The sequence below is a fragment of the Acetatifactor muris genome (assembly GCF_024623325.1).
GTDB lineage: Bacteria > Bacillota > Clostridia > Lachnospirales > Lachnospiraceae > Acetatifactor > Acetatifactor muris.
In genome coordinates this window covers 1-16,363 of record NZ_JANJZD010000045.1, presented here as the reverse complement: position 1 = coordinate 16,363, position 16,363 = coordinate 1, and the positions used below count along the sequence as shown (strand labels likewise).

The 16,363-nt window shown below is 49.3% G+C and carries 27 protein-coding genes and 1 pseudogene; all 28 read right to left on the bottom strand.

What is annotated here, in order from left to right; all coding sequences use genetic code 11:
• Positions 1-43 precede the first annotated feature (43 nt).
• Complete coding sequence (locus NSB25_RS25485) at positions 44-448, bottom strand: hypothetical protein (RefSeq protein WP_242982527.1); 405 nt, start codon at positions 446-448, stop codon at positions 44-46.
• A 49-nt stretch (positions 449-497) separates the two neighbouring features.
• Positions 498-1,061: a major tail protein gene (locus NSB25_RS25480; protein WP_103240990.1), complete on the bottom strand. Its 564-nt coding sequence runs from the start codon at positions 1,059-1,061 to the stop codon at positions 498-500.
• 6 nt (positions 1,062-1,067) lie between these two features.
• A complete protein-coding gene (locus NSB25_RS25475; protein WP_103240991.1) occupies positions 1,068-1,394 on the bottom strand; it encodes a hypothetical protein in 327 nt (108 codons plus the stop codon).
• Entirely contained in the window at positions 1,387-1,818 is a 432-nt protein-coding gene (locus NSB25_RS25470) for an HK97 gp10 family phage protein (protein ID WP_103240992.1), read from the bottom strand. Before NSB25_RS25470 ends, NSB25_RS25475 begins: the two co-directional genes overlap by 8 nt.
• A gap of 2 nt (positions 1,819-1,820) precedes the next feature.
• The gene (locus NSB25_RS25465; RefSeq protein ID WP_103240993.1) at positions 1,821-2,159 is read right to left on the bottom strand and encodes a hypothetical protein; all 339 of its coding nucleotides are present in this window, start codon (positions 2,157-2,159) and stop codon (positions 1,821-1,823) included.
• The gene (locus NSB25_RS25460; RefSeq protein WP_103240994.1) at positions 2,152-2,496 is read right to left on the bottom strand and encodes a phage head-tail connector protein; all 345 of its coding nucleotides are present in this window, start codon (positions 2,494-2,496) and stop codon (positions 2,152-2,154) included. Before NSB25_RS25460 ends, NSB25_RS25465 begins: the two co-directional genes overlap by 8 nt.
• 39 nt (positions 2,497-2,535) lie before the next feature.
• Positions 2,536-3,039 carry a hypothetical protein gene (locus NSB25_RS25455; protein ID WP_103240995.1) on the bottom strand — a complete coding sequence of 168 codons (504 nt, stop codon included), beginning with the start codon at positions 3,037-3,039 and terminating at the stop codon, positions 2,536-2,538.
• A gap of 58 nt (positions 3,040-3,097) precedes the next feature.
• Positions 3,098-4,324: pseudogene (locus NSB25_RS25450) on the bottom strand (phage major capsid protein); the annotation flags it as partial.
• Between the two features lie 31 nt (positions 4,325-4,355).
• On the bottom strand, positions 4,356-4,949 hold the full coding sequence (locus NSB25_RS25445) for an HK97 family phage prohead protease (RefSeq protein WP_103240997.1): 594 nt from the start codon (positions 4,947-4,949) through the stop codon (positions 4,356-4,358).
• Positions 4,921-6,207 carry a phage portal protein gene (locus NSB25_RS25440; RefSeq protein ID WP_103240998.1) on the bottom strand — a complete coding sequence of 429 codons (1,287 nt, stop codon included), beginning with the start codon at positions 6,205-6,207 and terminating at the stop codon, positions 4,921-4,923. The genes NSB25_RS25445 and NSB25_RS25440 overlap by 29 nt, the downstream gene beginning before the upstream one ends.
• A gap of 17 nt (positions 6,208-6,224) precedes the next feature.
• Positions 6,225-7,880: a terminase large subunit gene (locus tag NSB25_RS25435; RefSeq protein ID WP_103240999.1), complete on the bottom strand. Its 1,656-nt coding sequence runs from the start codon at positions 7,878-7,880 to the stop codon at positions 6,225-6,227.
• Between the two features lie 6 nt (positions 7,881-7,886).
• The gene (locus NSB25_RS25430; protein WP_103241000.1) at positions 7,887-8,237 is read right to left on the bottom strand and encodes a hypothetical protein; all 351 of its coding nucleotides are present in this window, start codon (positions 8,235-8,237) and stop codon (positions 7,887-7,889) included.
• A 125-nt stretch (positions 8,238-8,362) separates the two neighbouring features.
• Complete coding sequence (locus NSB25_RS25425; RefSeq protein WP_103241001.1) at positions 8,363-8,662, bottom strand: HNH endonuclease; 300 nt, start codon at positions 8,660-8,662, stop codon at positions 8,363-8,365.
• A gap of 206 nt (positions 8,663-8,868) precedes the next feature.
• Positions 8,869-9,441, bottom strand: coding sequence for a hypothetical protein (locus NSB25_RS25420; RefSeq protein WP_103241002.1), 573 nt, complete (start codon positions 9,439-9,441; stop codon positions 8,869-8,871).
• A gap of 87 nt (positions 9,442-9,528) precedes the next feature.
• The gene (locus NSB25_RS25415; RefSeq protein ID WP_103241003.1) at positions 9,529-9,786 is read right to left on the bottom strand and encodes a hypothetical protein; all 258 of its coding nucleotides are present in this window, start codon (positions 9,784-9,786) and stop codon (positions 9,529-9,531) included.
• Positions 9,783-10,145, bottom strand: a complete 363-nt coding sequence (locus NSB25_RS25410) for a hypothetical protein (RefSeq protein WP_103241004.1) — start codon at positions 10,143-10,145, stop codon at positions 9,783-9,785. Before NSB25_RS25410 ends, NSB25_RS25415 begins: the two co-directional genes overlap by 4 nt.
• Positions 10,142-10,672, bottom strand: a complete 531-nt coding sequence (locus NSB25_RS25405; RefSeq protein ID WP_103241005.1) for a hypothetical protein — start codon at positions 10,670-10,672, stop codon at positions 10,142-10,144. Before NSB25_RS25405 ends, NSB25_RS25410 begins: the two co-directional genes overlap by 4 nt.
• Positions 10,641-10,901: a hypothetical protein gene (locus NSB25_RS25400; protein ID WP_103241006.1), complete on the bottom strand. Its 261-nt coding sequence runs from the start codon at positions 10,899-10,901 to the stop codon at positions 10,641-10,643. The genes NSB25_RS25405 and NSB25_RS25400 overlap by 32 nt, the downstream gene beginning before the upstream one ends.
• A 54-nt stretch (positions 10,902-10,955) precedes the next feature.
• On the bottom strand, positions 10,956-12,239 hold the full coding sequence (locus NSB25_RS25395) for a ParB/RepB/Spo0J family partition protein (RefSeq protein ID WP_103241007.1): 1,284 nt from the start codon (positions 12,237-12,239) through the stop codon (positions 10,956-10,958).
• 5 nt (positions 12,240-12,244) lie between these two features.
• Positions 12,245-13,015 carry a ParA family protein gene (locus tag NSB25_RS25390; RefSeq protein WP_103241008.1) on the bottom strand — a complete coding sequence of 257 codons (771 nt, stop codon included), beginning with the start codon at positions 13,013-13,015 and terminating at the stop codon, positions 12,245-12,247.
• 51 nt (positions 13,016-13,066) lie between these two features.
• Positions 13,067-13,357, bottom strand: coding sequence for a hypothetical protein (locus NSB25_RS25385; protein ID WP_103241009.1), 291 nt, complete (start codon positions 13,355-13,357; stop codon positions 13,067-13,069).
• Positions 13,342-13,752 (bottom strand): VRR-NUC domain-containing protein, encoded by a 411-nt coding sequence (locus NSB25_RS25380; protein WP_103241010.1) that lies wholly within the window; start codon positions 13,750-13,752, stop codon positions 13,342-13,344. Before NSB25_RS25380 ends, NSB25_RS25385 begins: the two co-directional genes overlap by 16 nt.
• The gene (locus NSB25_RS25375) at positions 13,739-14,017 is read right to left on the bottom strand and encodes a hypothetical protein (RefSeq protein WP_172455190.1); all 279 of its coding nucleotides are present in this window, start codon (positions 14,015-14,017) and stop codon (positions 13,739-13,741) included. Before NSB25_RS25375 ends, NSB25_RS25380 begins: the two co-directional genes overlap by 14 nt.
• A 119-nt stretch (positions 14,018-14,136) precedes the next feature.
• Positions 14,137-14,301 carry a hypothetical protein gene (locus tag NSB25_RS25370; protein WP_172455191.1) on the bottom strand — a complete coding sequence of 55 codons (165 nt, stop codon included), beginning with the start codon at positions 14,299-14,301 and terminating at the stop codon, positions 14,137-14,139.
• 1 nt (position 14,302) lies between these two features.
• On the bottom strand, positions 14,303-15,070 hold the full coding sequence (locus NSB25_RS25365; RefSeq protein ID WP_103241012.1) for a rolling circle replication-associated protein: 768 nt from the start codon (positions 15,068-15,070) through the stop codon (positions 14,303-14,305).
• Between the two features lie 200 nt (positions 15,071-15,270).
• Complete coding sequence (locus NSB25_RS25360; protein WP_103241013.1) at positions 15,271-15,477, bottom strand: hypothetical protein; 207 nt, start codon at positions 15,475-15,477, stop codon at positions 15,271-15,273.
• Complete coding sequence (locus NSB25_RS25355; RefSeq protein ID WP_103241014.1) at positions 15,474-15,983, bottom strand: DUF7768 domain-containing protein; 510 nt, start codon at positions 15,981-15,983, stop codon at positions 15,474-15,476. The genes NSB25_RS25360 and NSB25_RS25355 overlap by 4 nt, the downstream gene beginning before the upstream one ends.
• A complete protein-coding gene (locus NSB25_RS25350; RefSeq protein WP_103241015.1) occupies positions 15,980-16,315 on the bottom strand; it encodes a hypothetical protein in 336 nt (111 codons plus the stop codon). The genes NSB25_RS25355 and NSB25_RS25350 overlap by 4 nt, the downstream gene beginning before the upstream one ends.
• Positions 16,316-16,363: the final 48 nt, after the last annotated feature.

The window sequence follows — 16,363 nt, the reverse complement described above, 5'->3', positions numbered from 1 at the left end:
TAGCCCAGCAGTACCATTGCGATATATAAAAGCCGGGCAGTGTCTAACTTTCCTGCCCGGCTTTCATTTCCCCCGCCTCTTCTCTTTCCTCTTCGGTTTCCCCTGTGTTCTCCCCGTCGCCTGCCGTCCCTGCTGCAAACGACGCATAAATAGCACGCTGTACCTCTGCCAGATTTCCCATGTGAATCAGCCTCCCTACTCTCTGCTCTTCCATGATTTGTGCGTTTTCGTCCTCTTCCAGCAGTCCCTCATTGATAAGCATGGTAAGCAGCCATTTTGTATCTTTTACCCAGTCCGGGTTACTCTGGTTGAAAATCTCATTCAGCTTGTCATAGCCCCCAAATTTCGTCTGAATCTCGTCCAGCGCGTTAAGGGTGAAAAGCAGTCTGTAATCTTTCCCTTTCAGCGTCACAACGTAGCCGCCGTCTTTTACTGCACTCATTGGCATAATTTAAGGCGCAGCCACGCCGCGCCTCTCTCCTTTCCTCATATTCTTTTTATACTCCCTGTATCTGCTCTGCGGGTTCCGGCACTTCCGTAAACCATGTGCCAGCTGCCGTCTCTGTCTCGGTTCCCACAAAATCCGCTTTCCATTTCCCGTCCTTTTTCCGCTTATAGAAAGTGGCGGTAATGTCCGGCGTGTTAAACTTGATGCTTTCGCCTTTCGTCTCGTACTTCTCGCCCGGCAGCTCAAATTTACATTTCAGCAGCCAGATATAGCGGAATCTTCCCCCGGTCTTTGCCGCCCGGAACCCGATAGCAAGAAACGGCGGCTCGTCACCGTCCCCAGCCCATACAACTTTATTCTGGTCTACCATCTGCCCCAGAACGTCTGCCAGCACTTCCGGCGTAAGGTCTTTAACGCCCAGCTTTAACGTGCCGTTAATAAATTCCTTTACGCTCTCGCTGATCGCGTCGTCTGCGTACAGGTCAGCCGTTGCCGTTTTTACGGAAAGATCAGCGCTCATAGCCTCTGCCAGTTTTTTAGGCAGCCCGTAGCTTTCTACGCCGTCCTTTTCCGTGCAGATCGCATAAAAAAGGTCTTTCAGTCCTAATGTCATTGTTTTTCACTCCTTTAATATTTCGATTGTTACCGGGATAAGCCAGTACCCCGTTTCCGTCTCGTAGTGTTCAGTATCTACGCCGTTGATATAAAAGCCTGCTGCCTCCATTTTCTCTGTAAGCAGTTTCAGACTTTTTTCAAAGTTCCCCTTACAGAAAAGCGTAACCCTGTATAGCTCCCTGTCGCCGCTGTTTTTATCGTCTGCCCTTAACGCAGCGCCTTTATTCAGACGCAGGAAAGTACAGTAAACGGCTGGTTTCTTTTTCCCGGTATATACGCCCCTCTCTGCTGGCAGCCCTGCGCTTTCTATCACTTCCTTTATGCTACACATTGTTTTCACGCTCCCATACTTCCCGCTGCGCCTCTACTACCTTGCTTTGCGCCTTGTCATTTGCCACGGTCATATAAGGGCGGGCTGCCTGGCTGCTTGTCCCGTATTCTGCCACAAATCCGATTGTCGCATAGCGCACGTTGCTTTTATCGCCTTTCCTGTCGTTCCCATGCTTAGCCCTGCCATGCGGGAAAACGTCAATATGCTTTTCCCGGCTGTCGCCTTTTACCGCTGTAGCCTTAATGGATTTCACAAAACCGCCCGTTTCATTCAGCCCCATTGCCTGCGCCTCTTCCTGCTGTGCCTGTACCAGAACGGCAGCGCCCGCCTGTAGCATCTTTGGCACTGCCTCTACTGTCGCCTGTTCGCGCCTGCTGAAAGCCTCTATTACGTCCTCTAAGCCTACCGTGCTAAACTCTGCCACGCTTACGCCTCCTTGTCCTTATGCCGCAGATCAGTTAGGGTAAGTTCTATGGTGTCGTCGTCTATGTCGTAAGTCTTAAGCACAAAAAAGCGTTTCCCGCCCATATCCTCTACGGTGTCCTCACCCTCATAGTCTGCCTTATGTACCTCACATTTCGCCTCTACCACTTTCCCTGTCTGCTGGCTCTTGAAATATTCAGAATAGCCTACAGATTTCATATTGCAGAAAACAGTACGCTTTTCCTCTTCCTGCTGCACCGGGAACCCGTCGCCGTCTACCCTGCTGCCGTCCGCTGGCACTGTCTCTTTTACAAGTATGATCTCGTCTACCCATTCAGCCATTTTGCGCCCCGCTTTCCCCGTCTGTGGTGTCCGTTTCGGACACGGGCGGCGCTGTGTTATATTCCTTTGACATAGAAAGCCGCGCCTTAAGCAGATCATAAGATTGTCTGAATTTCTCCGCTTTCCCGTTGTACCCAAATTCTGCCTTGCAGTACAGCGTTATTGCCCGTATAATCAGCTCGTCGCTCTCGTCAATGACTTTTACGCCGTCATTCGCAAGATCGGCTTTACAGGCTCCTATGCAGTCCTCTATTTCTTCTGTAATCTTTGCGCTTGTGCTGCTGATACGCAGCGCCGCCCGCATTTTCCCTGTTAATGTAGTGGCATCTGCCGCCATACCATGCACCCGCTTTCTTTACCGCAGCCCCCGCCGCGCTTACTCTCTGATCTTCACAACTTTTTCATGTACCAGCACCGCTGCCCGTTCCCGGTCTACTGTAAAGACTTCCCCAGCCTCTTTGATCTGGTTAAGCTGCTGGTCTAAGTATCTGGCTACTACTTCCACCCTTACCCCGCCTGCCGCCTTTCCTGCCTCTTCCTGCTCCTGTTCGGTGTCTCTGGTGATCTCTGCCGCCTTGTCCTCTTCTGCCGTTTCCTGCCCCGTCTGGGGCGCTCCTGCGGTGTCCTCTGCCCCGTCCCCGGTCTGCTGCCCGGCTACTTCCGCTGCCTGTTCTCCCGCCTCGTCCCCGGTCTGCTGTCCGGCTTCCTTTCCCGGTTCCGTTTGCGGCTCTCCCTCTCCCGTCTCGATCTCTACAGCCGCGCATCTGGCGGCAATCTCCTTGATTGTCCCCGCGTCGCTTACGCCCAGATCACGCGCCAGCTTTTGAATATCAGCTTTTTTGTAGCTTTCCAGCTCTTTTACGTCTAAATGTCCTTTCATGGTTCCACCTTTCCGGCAGCCAGCGCAGGAAACGCCAGCCGCCTTATTGATTCCCAGCTTACGCCGCTTTCAGTTTCTGGATAACTACCAGACTGTTTTTATCAACTACCTTGCCGTCTGCCAGCATGACACCCTTTGTTACGGTGTCGTCGGTGTCGTTGTCCTCATACCGCTTTACGCCCATAGCGTAATTAGTATTCAGCACATAATCTTTGAAATTAAAGAGGAAAGCAAAAGCCGTGCCTGCTGCCAGTGTTGCCGCATAGCTTGTTACATAGTCGCAGCACACTACAGGTCTGCCTAAAAGCGTCCGCTCCGGCTTTCCTGCAATCCCGTAATTTACCCTGCCGATCGGCTGCCCGTTGGCATCTGTCAGCCCGTAATACTGCATGAACGTCTTTTTGCTCATGCACCATACCGCCCCGTTTTCATATGCCTGCGGTAACGCCGCCTCTGCGTTGATCAGATCATCATAAGCGGGTTTTGCGCTGTCAATGGTCTGCCCGTCTGCGGGTGTCTCCTGCAAAATCCCTTTCGGTTTTCCTGTCCCGTCCCCGTCAATGATCGCCTGCTCGATTGCCTTTGTCATTGCCTCAACAATATTGTTGATAAGCAGCGTTTCAAAAGCGCTCATTGCCATTGTGTCAACTTCCAGAGATACGGCTACCGCGCAGCGCAGCTTATGGTACGCAAAAGTAATCATACCGTCTTTCTTGATGCCCTTTTTCTGCTTGTCGCTGCCTGCGCCCTCATTTACCCATGTAGCCACGGGCTTTACCGTGGAAACGGGAATACTCACGCCGCCCTTGTACGCCGTTCTGGTAACAAGGGCTAAGATCATGCCCGTGCTTTCCAGCTTTTCTACGATCTGGTTCAGTACGGTTGTGGGAATAACCGCGCCTACGTCCGTGGTCTTGCTTACTGCGTCTGCCCGGTACTCTGCCGGGATTTCCGCGCCACGGCAGACATACTGCATAAACGCCTTTCTGTATGCCATGCTGCCGTATCTGTCCCCGGTGTCGTCGGTATGGTCTGCGGGCTTGAAATTGCGCAGCACGGTTGCGGGCGCTGCCTCTCCCCCGTCGCCCTCTACAGGCTCGCCGTTTGCGATCCTTTCCAGTAACGCCTTACGCTTTTCTGCCGCCGCCTGTAATGCCGCCCGCTCTTCCTGCAATGCCGTTACCTCTGTTTCCAGCGCCGCGATCTCTGCCTCTGTCAGCTCTGCTGCCCTTGTGGTAAGTTCGCCCTTGATCTGGGCTAACCTTGCCTCGATTTCTTTCAATCTGTTCATGTTCTGCAATCTCCTTTTCTGTTTTTTATAGACTGGCTCTGATCTTTAGTAGCCTCGCCCGCTGTAAAAGCCGCTCCTGCCTCTCTGCCTCATAACTCCTATGTGCAAAACTGCGGGCGCTTATTTCAGTATCGCCGTTTGCTGGTATGCTCACGGCTGATACATCATAAACTTTTTTGATCTCCAATATTGTCCTTGTATGCGTTGCCCTGTCGTAGCTGTCCGTTTTCACGGTGAAAGCCCACGACATTTTTGTTATCATGCCCTGCTGTATGTCCTGATACAGCCCCCGCGCTAAGTCCGTCCTGCCTAAATCGGCTGCAATCAAAAGCCCCTTATGGTCTGGTATCAGAATAAGGGAACCGTTAGACTGTCTGGCAAATACGCGCCCCTCATGGTCATACTGCATAATTACGTCGCTCATGTCTGCCCCGTCCAGCGCGTGCGCGTCTATTCTTTCGTAAAACTTTGTACCCTCGATCTCATAAAGCAGATACGGGCTTTCAAACGTCGTCGCGTAGCCCTCAACGTAAAAATCCGTCTCTATCCGCTTTGCCGCCGCCTGCGCCGACAATGGCGCTGCCAGCGTCCTATACTCCCTGTCCTGTTTGATCGGCATCTGTTACACCCTCTTTCTGTCCCTTATCGTCCGGCGCTGGCTCTTCCCCCGGCTCCGTCCCTGCCGCCTGCTGCCCCGGCTGCGGCATCTGCTGTATAATGATCTGCTGCTTTTCCTCGTTTTTCCCCAGCTGGCTTACTTCCGTGTATTCCTTGCGTATGTAATACTTTTCGCCGTCCTCTACGTGCGGCATGTTCCATATATCCATTACGCCGTTGCGGTTAAGCAGCGCCCGGTCAAAAAGCTGTGTGCTTACTTGCAGCTTTGTAGCATTGCTGGCGTATTGCAGGCGGTTTGCGGAAAACGTGATCGCGTTCCCGTGCGCAAGCTCCCGCTGCGAAAATGCCATGTTTGACATGACAAGCGAAAGCTGGATTGCAAAAGGTTCTATTTTCCCCTCATAATAGGCGTTCCATGTTTCCTCGTTAAACTTGTTTTGCAGAATATCCATGTTTGTACCAAAATGCGTACATACGTTATCCTGTATCTGCTGCATTTGTAGCGCGTTTGGCGTATATGGCTTGCTTTCTACCTGTTTCAGATCAGAAAACTTGTTATCATAAATAATCATGCCGCTTTTATTGTCCGCGCTTAAATTTTCCTCTGTAAACCGCTCCCGCTCTGCTTTTATGTCCTCCGGCTTCAGCAAATTTGCCACCTTTGCCAGAAAGCGTATGTTTGCTGAATTTTTCACGGCGTTAATAATGCCCTCATTCTGGGTATGTATCAGCTGCATTGTAGGCTTAAGCGTGCTGTTATCCTCTCCGAAAAGATCGTCGCTGTATTCAAAGTCAGTCATTATGCCGACTTTTTCAAACTCAATCGCCCCATACTCCCCGCTTGCAAATAGATACCGCAGATACACCCGCCCGGCAGCCTCTACCACTTCGCAGCGCTGCGCCCGCAGGGGATAAAAGCCGCACAGGTTCCCTGTCTCGTCCTCAATAGGCACAATAAAAGCGGTATGTTCTACCGCTAAGATCGTCGCCAGACGCTTTATGAATTTCGTTGTGTCCATGAAATAGTTAGGTTTGTACTGCAATACCCTTTCCAGATGCTTTAGGGCGCTGCCCTCGATCTCCGGCTTTAGCTTGCTGCAATGTGTGGCAAAACTGTTGATCGCTACCCTTGTCAAGTCCATTTCGTATACGCCGCCGTTAAAGCTCGTAAACGTCGGGCTGTAGCCGTTCAGCATTTTAAAATAGCTGTCTATCACTTGCAGCTTTTTCCCGTGGAATAAATAATCAAAAAATTTCACTCCGCTTACTCTCCTTTCTATGCGGCATTTTTCAGCAGCTCGCCGCACTCTTCCCAGTATTTCTGCCGTACCGTCATTGCATCAATGACAGATACAAAACCGTCAATATGCGCCCGCTGCTCTATCTTTACAGGTCTGAATTTCCTTGTTTCCATGTTGTGCTTAAGCGCAACATTTAAGAAATGCGTCTTTTGTAAACTGTTTTCCGCGATCTTGAAATTGCCGTCTTTTATAATTCCCTCAAATTCCCGGATAACTGGCGTTAAGTTCTCGCCTTGGTGTACGTCGTCCATATGGAACCCGTAATTTTTCATATCGTTTACAAGGTACTGGGCGCTGTATCGGTCATATCCGATTTTCAGCGGTCTTATTCCGTATACTTCCAGCAGCATTATAAACCAGTTATAAACGTCGTGGTAATCAACGTAATTTTCGCCGCTTAAGGTTATCAGCCCTTTCTTTACAAATATGTCATACGGCACGCCGTCCGTGGCTTGCAGGCTCTCTATGCGGTCTTTCGGCATAAAGAACTGTGTAAAGGAATACAGCACGCCGCCCTTTTCGATCACAACGCTTGCCGCCGTTAAGTCCGTCGTCTGGCTAAGATCAATGCCACCCACTGCGTAGCAGTCCCGGAAATCCTCTAATGTCTTTTCTACCCCTGCCCGGTCTACGGTCATGTATTCCAGCCATGCAATAGAGCTGTTCTGCTTGATATTGCAGTATTTACATAAAAACTCTGCTTTCTTGCTTAAGCTGCCCTCTGCTACGGCTATTTCATCAATGAAAAAGCCCTCTTTTACGGAAACGCCCATGTTCGGGTTGGCTTTCTTAAGCTCTTCTATGTCGTTCCACTTCTCCACGTCGTCTATCATGTAGATAAACGGCAAAAGCCTACGTTCTTTGCTGTTACCCTTTAAAAAGCTGGTGCTGCGTTTCATAAGCTCGTCGTATATGCCGTCATTCTCATACCCTGCCGTGCTTATGCTTAAGATCATAGGCTGCGTGCGTGCGCCTAAAGCAGACTTCATAACCTCATACTGCTTTAGCCCCGCGTCGCCCCGCCATGCCGCCATTTCATCACATACTACCAGCTGCGGGTTAAATCCGTCAGACTTCCTTGCATTAAAGGCAATCGGCTTAACAAAACTTTCCGTTTCCTCAATGTAAATATCACTGCGCCGTTTCCGCGCCAGCTCCAAAAGCTCCGGCTCTGCCTTTACCATTTTGTGGAATCCGTCATATACCAGCGCCGCTTGATCTAACTTAGGCGCTAAGCAATAAATTTCCTGCCCGTATTCCGGCTCCAAAAATGCCATGTACGCGATAATGGCAGATGCAAATAAACTTTTGCCGTTTTTTCTGCCGATAACTATAAAAATCTCGCGGAAAACGCGCACTTTTTCTGTGTCCTGTATACCAAAAATGACAGAAATAATAGCTTTCTGCCATAGTTCCAGCTTTATAAGGTCACTGCGCCCCTTGCTGTGGTGACAGAAATTTTCAATAAACTTGATCGCCTTATTTGCCGCCTTTGCATTGAAAAAATATTCCTGCTTTTCCAGCCCGTCCACAATGATCTTGTAAATTGCCTTTATCCATTTCCCCGCTACGATCTCGCCGCTTTTTATTTTTGCGTGGTACTCATAGATATAATTCTTATAGGGCAGCACTGCCGCCTACTCATCCCGCAGGGCAGCCAGCCTGCTTTCCTTTCTTTTTGCAGCTGGCACTAATTCTGTCAGCTGCTTAATGACTGCCGCATAGTTCTTGCTTAATGCTATGTATGTCTCTGCCTCCGGGCTTTTCTTTGTCCCGTACTGGTTTTCACCGTTCTTGTACTCACTCGTCCAGCCCTCCTGCTCTATGGTTTCCTGCAAGTCGTCAAGTTCTATGCTCATAAAAGCAGCCTTTTCTATCAGCGGCGTTACTAAATTTCGCTTATTTTCTTCAAGCTCTTCAAATATTTCCTTAAGTCTTTTTTTCTCGTCCTTGATACGATTTTCTTTTTTCTTTTTCCGCGCAGCCATTCCTTTTACCCCTCTTTCCTGCCGCCTGCTGCCGCTGCCAGATCACCCCACCACACCCCCCCTACACCACGTATGCACGCGCCCGGAGGGTAATTTTAGGGTATCCCCCTCGGTATTTTCCCCCTTTAATTCTGATTTTCGGATAGGGGGGATATGCCGCCCGCTGCATCAAACTTATACCGCAGGCGCGGCTTGCGTTTATGATGCTCTTTGTTATGGCAGTCCTGGCATAGCGCCTCTAAGTTGTCCCAGCTTAGCGTTATGCCCGCGTCGTTAATATTCTCTCTGGTTAAGTAACGCTTATGGTGCGCCACCTTTGCAGGCTCCCCGCAGCGCTCACATATGTAGTCCTGCGACATTAAGTAAGCGGCTCTGGTATTCTCCCACGCCTGCGATAAGTAAAAACTCTTAGCCCATGCTTTCATACTGTCCCCGCTCCTTTCTGCAATACCCAGCGCCCTAGATTTCATGCGCCGGGTGGAGGCTAAAGAAATAAAAAAAGAGTAGGCTGCTGCTGCCGCGTCACGGCTAAGCTACTGCCTACTCTTTTCATGTTACCATTATACAGCTTTTGAAATACCATGTAAACACCACGATTTTACCACGATATTACCAGCCCGGCTGCTGCCAGCTACAGCCTCGCCCGCTCTTCATCAATTCCCCATAACAGTACAGATAATTCATTTATGATCGCTGTCACCCAGCGGCGCGGCGTGTTCTTCCCGGTTTCCAGTTCCTCTGCGATCTCTGCATACTCCATGCCCTGCATGAAATACAGTTCAAACGCTTTATACTCTACCTCTCTGCCTGCTGCCCTGCGCCTGCGCTCGATCTCTTCTACTGCCTTGTCTATGTGCGCTGTCATTATCAGAGTTTTAAAGCGGCTGCGCCTCACGCTTTCCAGATATACCCGCTGCTGCTCTTCTGTCATTCCCTTAAGCTCTAACTGCTCGCCGTCGCTTACTGCGTTCTGGATATGGAAAACTGCATCACGGTAACATTTCATAAGCGTAAAAGTATTGTGGTACTTATTCTGCCTCTTGTCCTTTTCTTCCTGCTTTCTGTATTCCCGCACTGCTGCCCTTGCCGCTTTCTGTATCAGCTCTTCAAATTCAGAGGCGGGAAGTGCTACCCAGCTTTCGCCTGTTTCCTCTCCCCCTGCCGCGATCTCTGCGCCTGCTGCCTTAGTTTCTGTTTCCTGCATCTTTTCTACTCCTTTCTTTGAATCCGCTGTCAATCCGTCCGAATATTGCCAGCAGCAAAATAATTATGACTGTCAATAAAAAATCCGTCACTGTTCGCCCTCTCCTTTCTGGCATGGTGGAAACGGGCAGCTGTCACAATCCGGCTTTTCACATTTCCCGCCGTTATTGTCCCGCAGAATATCCCGTATCAGTATATACGGCAATATCCATACAGGCGTAGAAAGAAGAATAAGCCCCTTTGCCAGCAACCCCAGTATGTATATTGCTATTTCTCCCGCCCATTCCTTATACGTCCTTACTGCCTCTGTAAGCGCCTCTGTGATCTCGTCCATAAACTTTATCATTCCCGGTATCTCCTTTGCTGTACGTCTGCATACGCCCTTTTATCCCTGGCACTCCAAAAAATTACCCTTGTTTTAATTCCTGCTTTATGCAGCCGCTCTTGTATTTCCCTTGTTTCCCGTCTATAAAAATCTTCTCTGCTGCTTGACGGTCTTTTTGTGTAGTCTATTGGCGTTCCTGTTACGTCCAGCAGCTCTTTTAAGATTTCTGCCGTAGTTTTTCCATACCGCCTAAATTGCCCCGTAATAATATAAGCCTTTTGCCAGAAAAATAATTTAAAACCTAATGCCGCCTCGATTTTCTTAAACATTTCCTCATTTTCCGGGAAAACTGATTCATATATCCAATTAGCATTTTTCATTCAAACACCCCGCTTTCATATGCCGTAATGACTGCTGCCCGCAAGCTGTCTGCCACTACATTCCTGCGCCCTATCTTTTCCGGGCTTACATGCCTTAAATACTCTAAATGATCGCTTTCCATGATCTCCGCTATCTTTTCTGCTGCCCTCTGGCTGTGTGTGATCGCTCTAAGCTCGTCAGCGCCGCCCAGCGCGTTTATCTCATACACTGCATAATGACTGCTGCCGTATTCCCTCACTTTCCAGCTGAATATACGCCCTTTAATCTCCAACGGCTGTATATTGTCCGCTACATTCCTGCATATCGTCCCCGCTGAATCAAAACCCCCGGCTACAAACCGCATTATAGATGCAAAAGCGTTTGTAATCGCCTCTGCCGCTCTTGTTGCTGCCGCTGTAAACTCCACTCGGCTTATAGTTTTAACTGCCTTTTTCGCAAGTCTGCGCTGCTTTCTCTTATCCAGCAGTAAAGGCGGGTTTACTCCATGCAGTTTTTTATACCTCTTTTTCCATTGCCTGTAATTCATTCTGTTTTACCTCTCTTTCCTGCTTAATCACAATACGCCTGCTGCCGGGCTGCTGTATGACCGCCTCAACATGCAGATAGGCAGGCAGCAATACTGCGCTGCCCGCTCTAAGCTGGTACTCTATGCTTTCTTTCATTTTTCGGTAGTCCTCTGCTTTCGCTGCCTTGTCGCAGCCTATGAATACCGTTATTTGCTGCTTACTCTTCTTTTTCCGCTGCCGCCTGTTCATTGCCTGCCCCTCTTTCCGGCGCTGCCGCCTGTCCTATCTGGTAATCGTCAATGCTCATTTGTCCCGGCAGCTGGTCTGCCCCCCCGTGTCCGTTTCGGACACTTGCCCTCTGCGTGCGGAATATTCAGTTACATCAATCCCCAGAATACAATAGCCCTCTTCCAACCCTGTATAATCTTCCAGCATATAAATAATATCTGCGTCAATCGTGCGCCCTGTATGCTTTCCCTCGTCAAATTCCAGCATTTTAAGGCTGTCGCCCACTTTATAGCCTCTGTCATTTTTCCGCAGCTCAAACTTTTTCTTGCCGCTTATAATATCCTCGTAGTAAGAAGAGGCTATTTTTACCTCATGCGTTTTATGATCTGCTTTCCCGTCGCTCGGCAGGCTTTCCATTCTCTCCCGGTCTGCCCGTTCCTGCAATTTCTTCTTTGTGTCCCGGTCTATTTTGTCCTGCTCGTCGCTATAACGCTGCTCGTCCGTTTTCTCTGCCTCTGCCTTGTTTATGTACTGATCGCACTTTTCGCAAGTACCCGTTTTCACATTGCAATCTTTATACCGTTTACAGGAATAGCACAAAGAGGTTATGCTTTCCGGGTGCGGCGTTTCGTAGCTGTCGCCCGCCTTTTTCTCTGCCACCTTTGCCGCTATTTCCTTTGCCCGGACGTTCTCGCCTGCCGCCGCCTTTTCTGCTATGGCTTTCTGCTCTTCTGGCGGCAGCTTTGCAGCCTCATAAGCCGTCGTAACTCCTATATTCCCCTTTGCAAACTCTTCTTTGATCTCCGGCGTGGCATTATTGTTAATGCTATCCATGCGGGCTATATTCGTGGGGCTTTCGTTCATCAGCTCTGCTATAATGTCCCGCAGCTTTCCCGTGATCTCTAACCCGTCCTCGTCTTTCGCCCTTAAAAGCGCCTCTTTCAACCTCTGCGCCTGCTGGGTTTTCTCCCACGCCGTAAGCTCCCTGTTATATGCGTTGCCGATCAGCAAAGACAATTCAAACATTGCCCCGGTCATATCCTTGTACAGATACCGCACTTTCTTAAATTCCTCATGCCCCCGCTCAATGTTCAGAATGTTTGCAAGGTTCCTGCGGTGTCCGCTCACAATCTTAAATTCACCGTTTACCCTGCCTAATACCGTGGGCTGCTGTTGCCCTACAGTCAAAAAGCTGTCTGCCAGCTCTTCTATGTTCTCCTGTGAATAGAAATTGCTTTCAGAGGGCTTTACATCATACGGGCTTAACCAGATTTCCGTATACTCGCTTACATTGCCTATGCCTGCTGCCCTGCTTTTTGCGTTCATAATATCCGCAAAACCAAATTTTGATTTTCCCATTTCCCTTACCTCGCTTTCCCTGTGTATCTGGTTACGAATTTCTTATAGTCCTGCGCAGCTCCGCAGCACGGGCTGTACTCATAAATCGGTTTGAATAAAAACGTACTCTCTGCCACTTTCCCGGAATATCTGATAACGCCCAGTAAAGAATAGCTTTCTTTTTCTGTCTCTAACCACTCCCGCCCGGCTGCCTCTCCGTCCGTGTTCTGATATGCCGTAACCAGAACGCCCAGCAGACGCAGCGCCGGGTTAAACTGTCTTGCGTCCTCTATCTGATCTGCCAGAATGTCTAAGCCCTCTAACGCCCACTCGTCTATTTTTACGGGTACTATAACCTCGTCTGTGACCGTCAGCGCATTTACCACGTTAAGCCCTATGTCTGGCGGGTTATCAATAATGCAGAAATCGTAATAAGCGCCCACTGCGTCCAGCTGTGCCAGCCTCTTATACCGTTCTATCTGGTTTCCTGTCTCTTCCGTCGTCAGCTGCCACGTAGCGCCCATAAGTGACATGTTCGCAGAAACAATGTCTATCCCCTCGTAATCTGTCCGCTGTATCAGCTCTGCTGCCGCCTGCCATTCCCCGGAAAGCAGTTTCGTGATCGGCGCTACGCTCTCCGCATCATATCTGCCGTATGCCTTGCTTAAATTCCCCTGCTTGTCGTTATCCAGCAACAGTACCTTGTAGCCCCTGCGGTACAGCTCGTATGCCATATTTACCGCTGTAAAGGTCTTTGCTACCCCGCCTTTTAAGTTCAACAAACTTATAACTTTCATTCTCTGCCTCTCTTTCTTGCGCCGCCTCTGGGCGCAGCTGCTTAATATGCTCTATTCTTTCGTGACCTCTGTTTCCAATGCCTGCCCGCAGTTCTCGCAGAAATTAGATATTTTAAAGCCCGTAAGTTTCCGATCTGCCACAATCCAGTTACATACAGGACATTTATAGGTTTCATAGTTCTTTAAGCCTTTCGCCGCCAGCTTTTCTGCCTGCGTCCCCTCAAAAATGGTTGTTTTCCTCGGTTCCATTTTCCGGGCTTTCTTCTTTGCCTCTTCCGCTGCGCAGTGCGTACAATCCCTGCCGCAGTTCTCATAAATCTTACAGCCTATTCCTTGCCCCATATCTGCCCCGCCTCTCCTAAATCCTTAATTCGCAGCAGATACTTTTCTATCAGCTCTGCTGCCGCCTGCCAGCCATAACATACCGCTGTAAAATATCCCTGCTGCCGCAGGAACCTTAACCAGCCTTTCTGCTTTGCCGTCGTGGTATTCTTCCCAGCCTTAAGCTCTATGTACAGCCCGTGGTACTCTCCCCGCGCTACTGGTAAATGAATATCCGGCACGCCTGCTTTTACTCCCTGCCTCTTTAGCGCCGTTGCTGTCGCCGCATCACGCTTGCCGCCGTTTGGTACATGGTACATATATTCCAATTCCGGCATACGTCCCAGCTGATACCCCGCCCAGCTAAATAGCGCCTCTTGGTGTCCGCTCTCGTCGTCCAGCCTAAAGTTTCTCATGCCCTCGCCTCTCTTTCCTATATTCCCTGTACAATGCTTTCCAGCGCTCCTTGCTTAACCGCCTTTTGTAGCATAAATACCGTTCTGCTTTCCTGCTGTACTCTGCCAGCTCTTTTGCCTCCTCTTCTCCTTTACCGCCTGCTGCCACAATCCCGTAAAGCGACGGGCTTATTATTCCCAGTTGCCTTTTGATCTCATTTTCGCAGATACAGCGCGGCGTTTTCGGTCTGCGTCTCTCCATGTATTCCGGGTAAAATATCTGCATTTTCTTTCTCTCTTTCCTGCCTACTGTGTCCCAGCTGCATATACTGAAATACTCACACCATAGGCAGCAGTGCTTACAGTTCTTACCATGCCGGAATAACCAGTGTATAAGCCTCTGCCTCATTTCCTGCGCCCCTTTCTGTCGTCTATGCCGTTCCAGTATTCCCAGTTCCTCGTATCCTCGCTGGCATGTGCTATAGCCACTGCTGCCAGACACATTACAGCGCCCGCCAGTACCAAAAGCACCACGCCCACGCCTATTACCACAATCCGTACATACTGCATCTTATCCCCCCTCTCCCTCTAATTTGACTAATGTATATCTGAAATACCCGTAGCCGTAATATTCCGGGCTATGTACTCCCTTGCTTATGCTGTCCTTGTCAACGTAATATCCCTTTATCGCCCTCGGCTCTGCTTTGAACCATTGCCGATCTGAAATTATCCGTATTTCCGGCACTGGTCTTACAAGGTTCTTGCTGCTATTCCAGCGTTTGCCCTGTAGCGCCCCGTCCTCTTCTTTCCTGTGCTTGTCCGTGTACTTAATCAGATAAGCTGCCAGATCGGCATAGTTGCCGCTGTCGTCCAGAGGAAAGACTTTCACCCGGTTATGCCCCTCATACGCCTTATACCAGCACTGCTGCAATATCTTTGTATCTATCTGGTTTATAACTAAGTGGTGGTGCCTGGCTCCCTTGTCCCCGATCTCCATAACATGAATATACTTAAACTCTATCCCAGCCTTTTTGTACTCTTTCCGGCACTCCCTTAGAAATATATCCATGTCCTGCCGCATCTGCTCTTTTGTCCGTGGCGGCTCCCCTTTCCTGCGTATGTAGTCCAGCACTAAATGATAGTCCCCATATCCAAAATTAGCATTTATCAGAATCCTTAACTTTCTTTCTGCCTGCCTTGTATTGATCTTTTGCTGCTGCTCTGTGGTGGGCTTTACCTTATCCCCCCTCTTTATCCCCTGCTTTTTATATCTGCTTGTAAAATACCTCTCTACCTCTATGGTCTTACCCGCCCTTGTTATCCTCTCAACGTATGGCATATATTTTTACTCCTTTTAGGTCTATCTGGTCGGAAAGCTAATAGTTTTATCAAGTGGTAAAACGGGCTTGCGCCCGCGTATTACTTGACATTTCGCCATACAGTGATATACTGGATATAGGTTGTAAAAGCTGTATAGCTTAGCCCCTATGGTATTCCCGTACCGTAGGGGCTATTAAATTATTCTCATTTAATGCGAATTTACAGGGCTGCTGCTTTCCGCTGCCTCTTAAGGTTTCTGATCTGCTCCAAAAGCCCTTTTTCTTTCTGTGCAAGCTCTTTGTGCTGTTTCAGCTCCTTGTAGTCGTCCCATAGGCTACGGAAAATAGCAATGCTTTTCCCGTTTCTCCCGTGGCGGCTCAACCTGTTTGCCTCGTTCCTTAATACTGCTCTCCTTAATTTTCTCATTCTCTAATCGCTCCTTTGCTATAATGTGTTTCTGCATATTCATAAGCCCGTTTATAAGGCTCTGCGCAGCAAAATAATGTACAGGTATGGAAATGCCTACCTTTGCAGAAATCGCAGGCGTGCAGCTTTGCGTAGCACTCTATAACTTCCTTTTTCCGCTTACGGTCATATTCCAGCTTGTATGCCAGCTTGTCCGCGTTTACTACCTCAATCCCCAGACAGTCTGCCGTCTGTATTTCCCGGCTCATTCCCTCACTAATTCCATACTTAACGCCTGCTATTACAAATTCGCAGCATTTAAGCAACGCTAAGCCTGCCGCCATACCCGCCGCCCGCTCCTGTAGCTTGTCCTCATTTAAGCATTGCGTCATGTATAAATGCGGCGTGATCGGCGCTAAGCCCGCCTCTATTGCCTGCTTTGTAAGCGCCTGCGCATACTCTATGTGCCTGTCAAGCTCTGCGCCGTCCTTTGCCCTGTACGGGCTGCATATGTATACTGTCCTCATTCCTGCCCGCCTTTCTCAAATCGTTCTATAAATTCCTGCTCTGTTTGCCATGAAAGCGGGTTCTCTACTTCCCGCTCTTCCCAACACTCGCCTACTGCCTCGTCCTCGTCGAAAACAAAACGTATATAAGCGTGCGGGTTTTCCTCGTCCTCGTCTGGTATCAGCGCACTTAAGCTGTAAAATGCTGGCACACCCTTAAAGCTGTATGTCTGTGGGTTTTCCTCTGTCGCCAGCCTCATAATGCCGTAGGCGTTGCTTTCCAGAATAGCGCCCCGTTCTACTACTTGCTGCTTTGTCAGCGTGCAGGCGGGATTGCCGCAAAAATCACACATTGCCATCCTCTCCTATTTTTTTAATGAAACTTACTGAAATCTCGTATG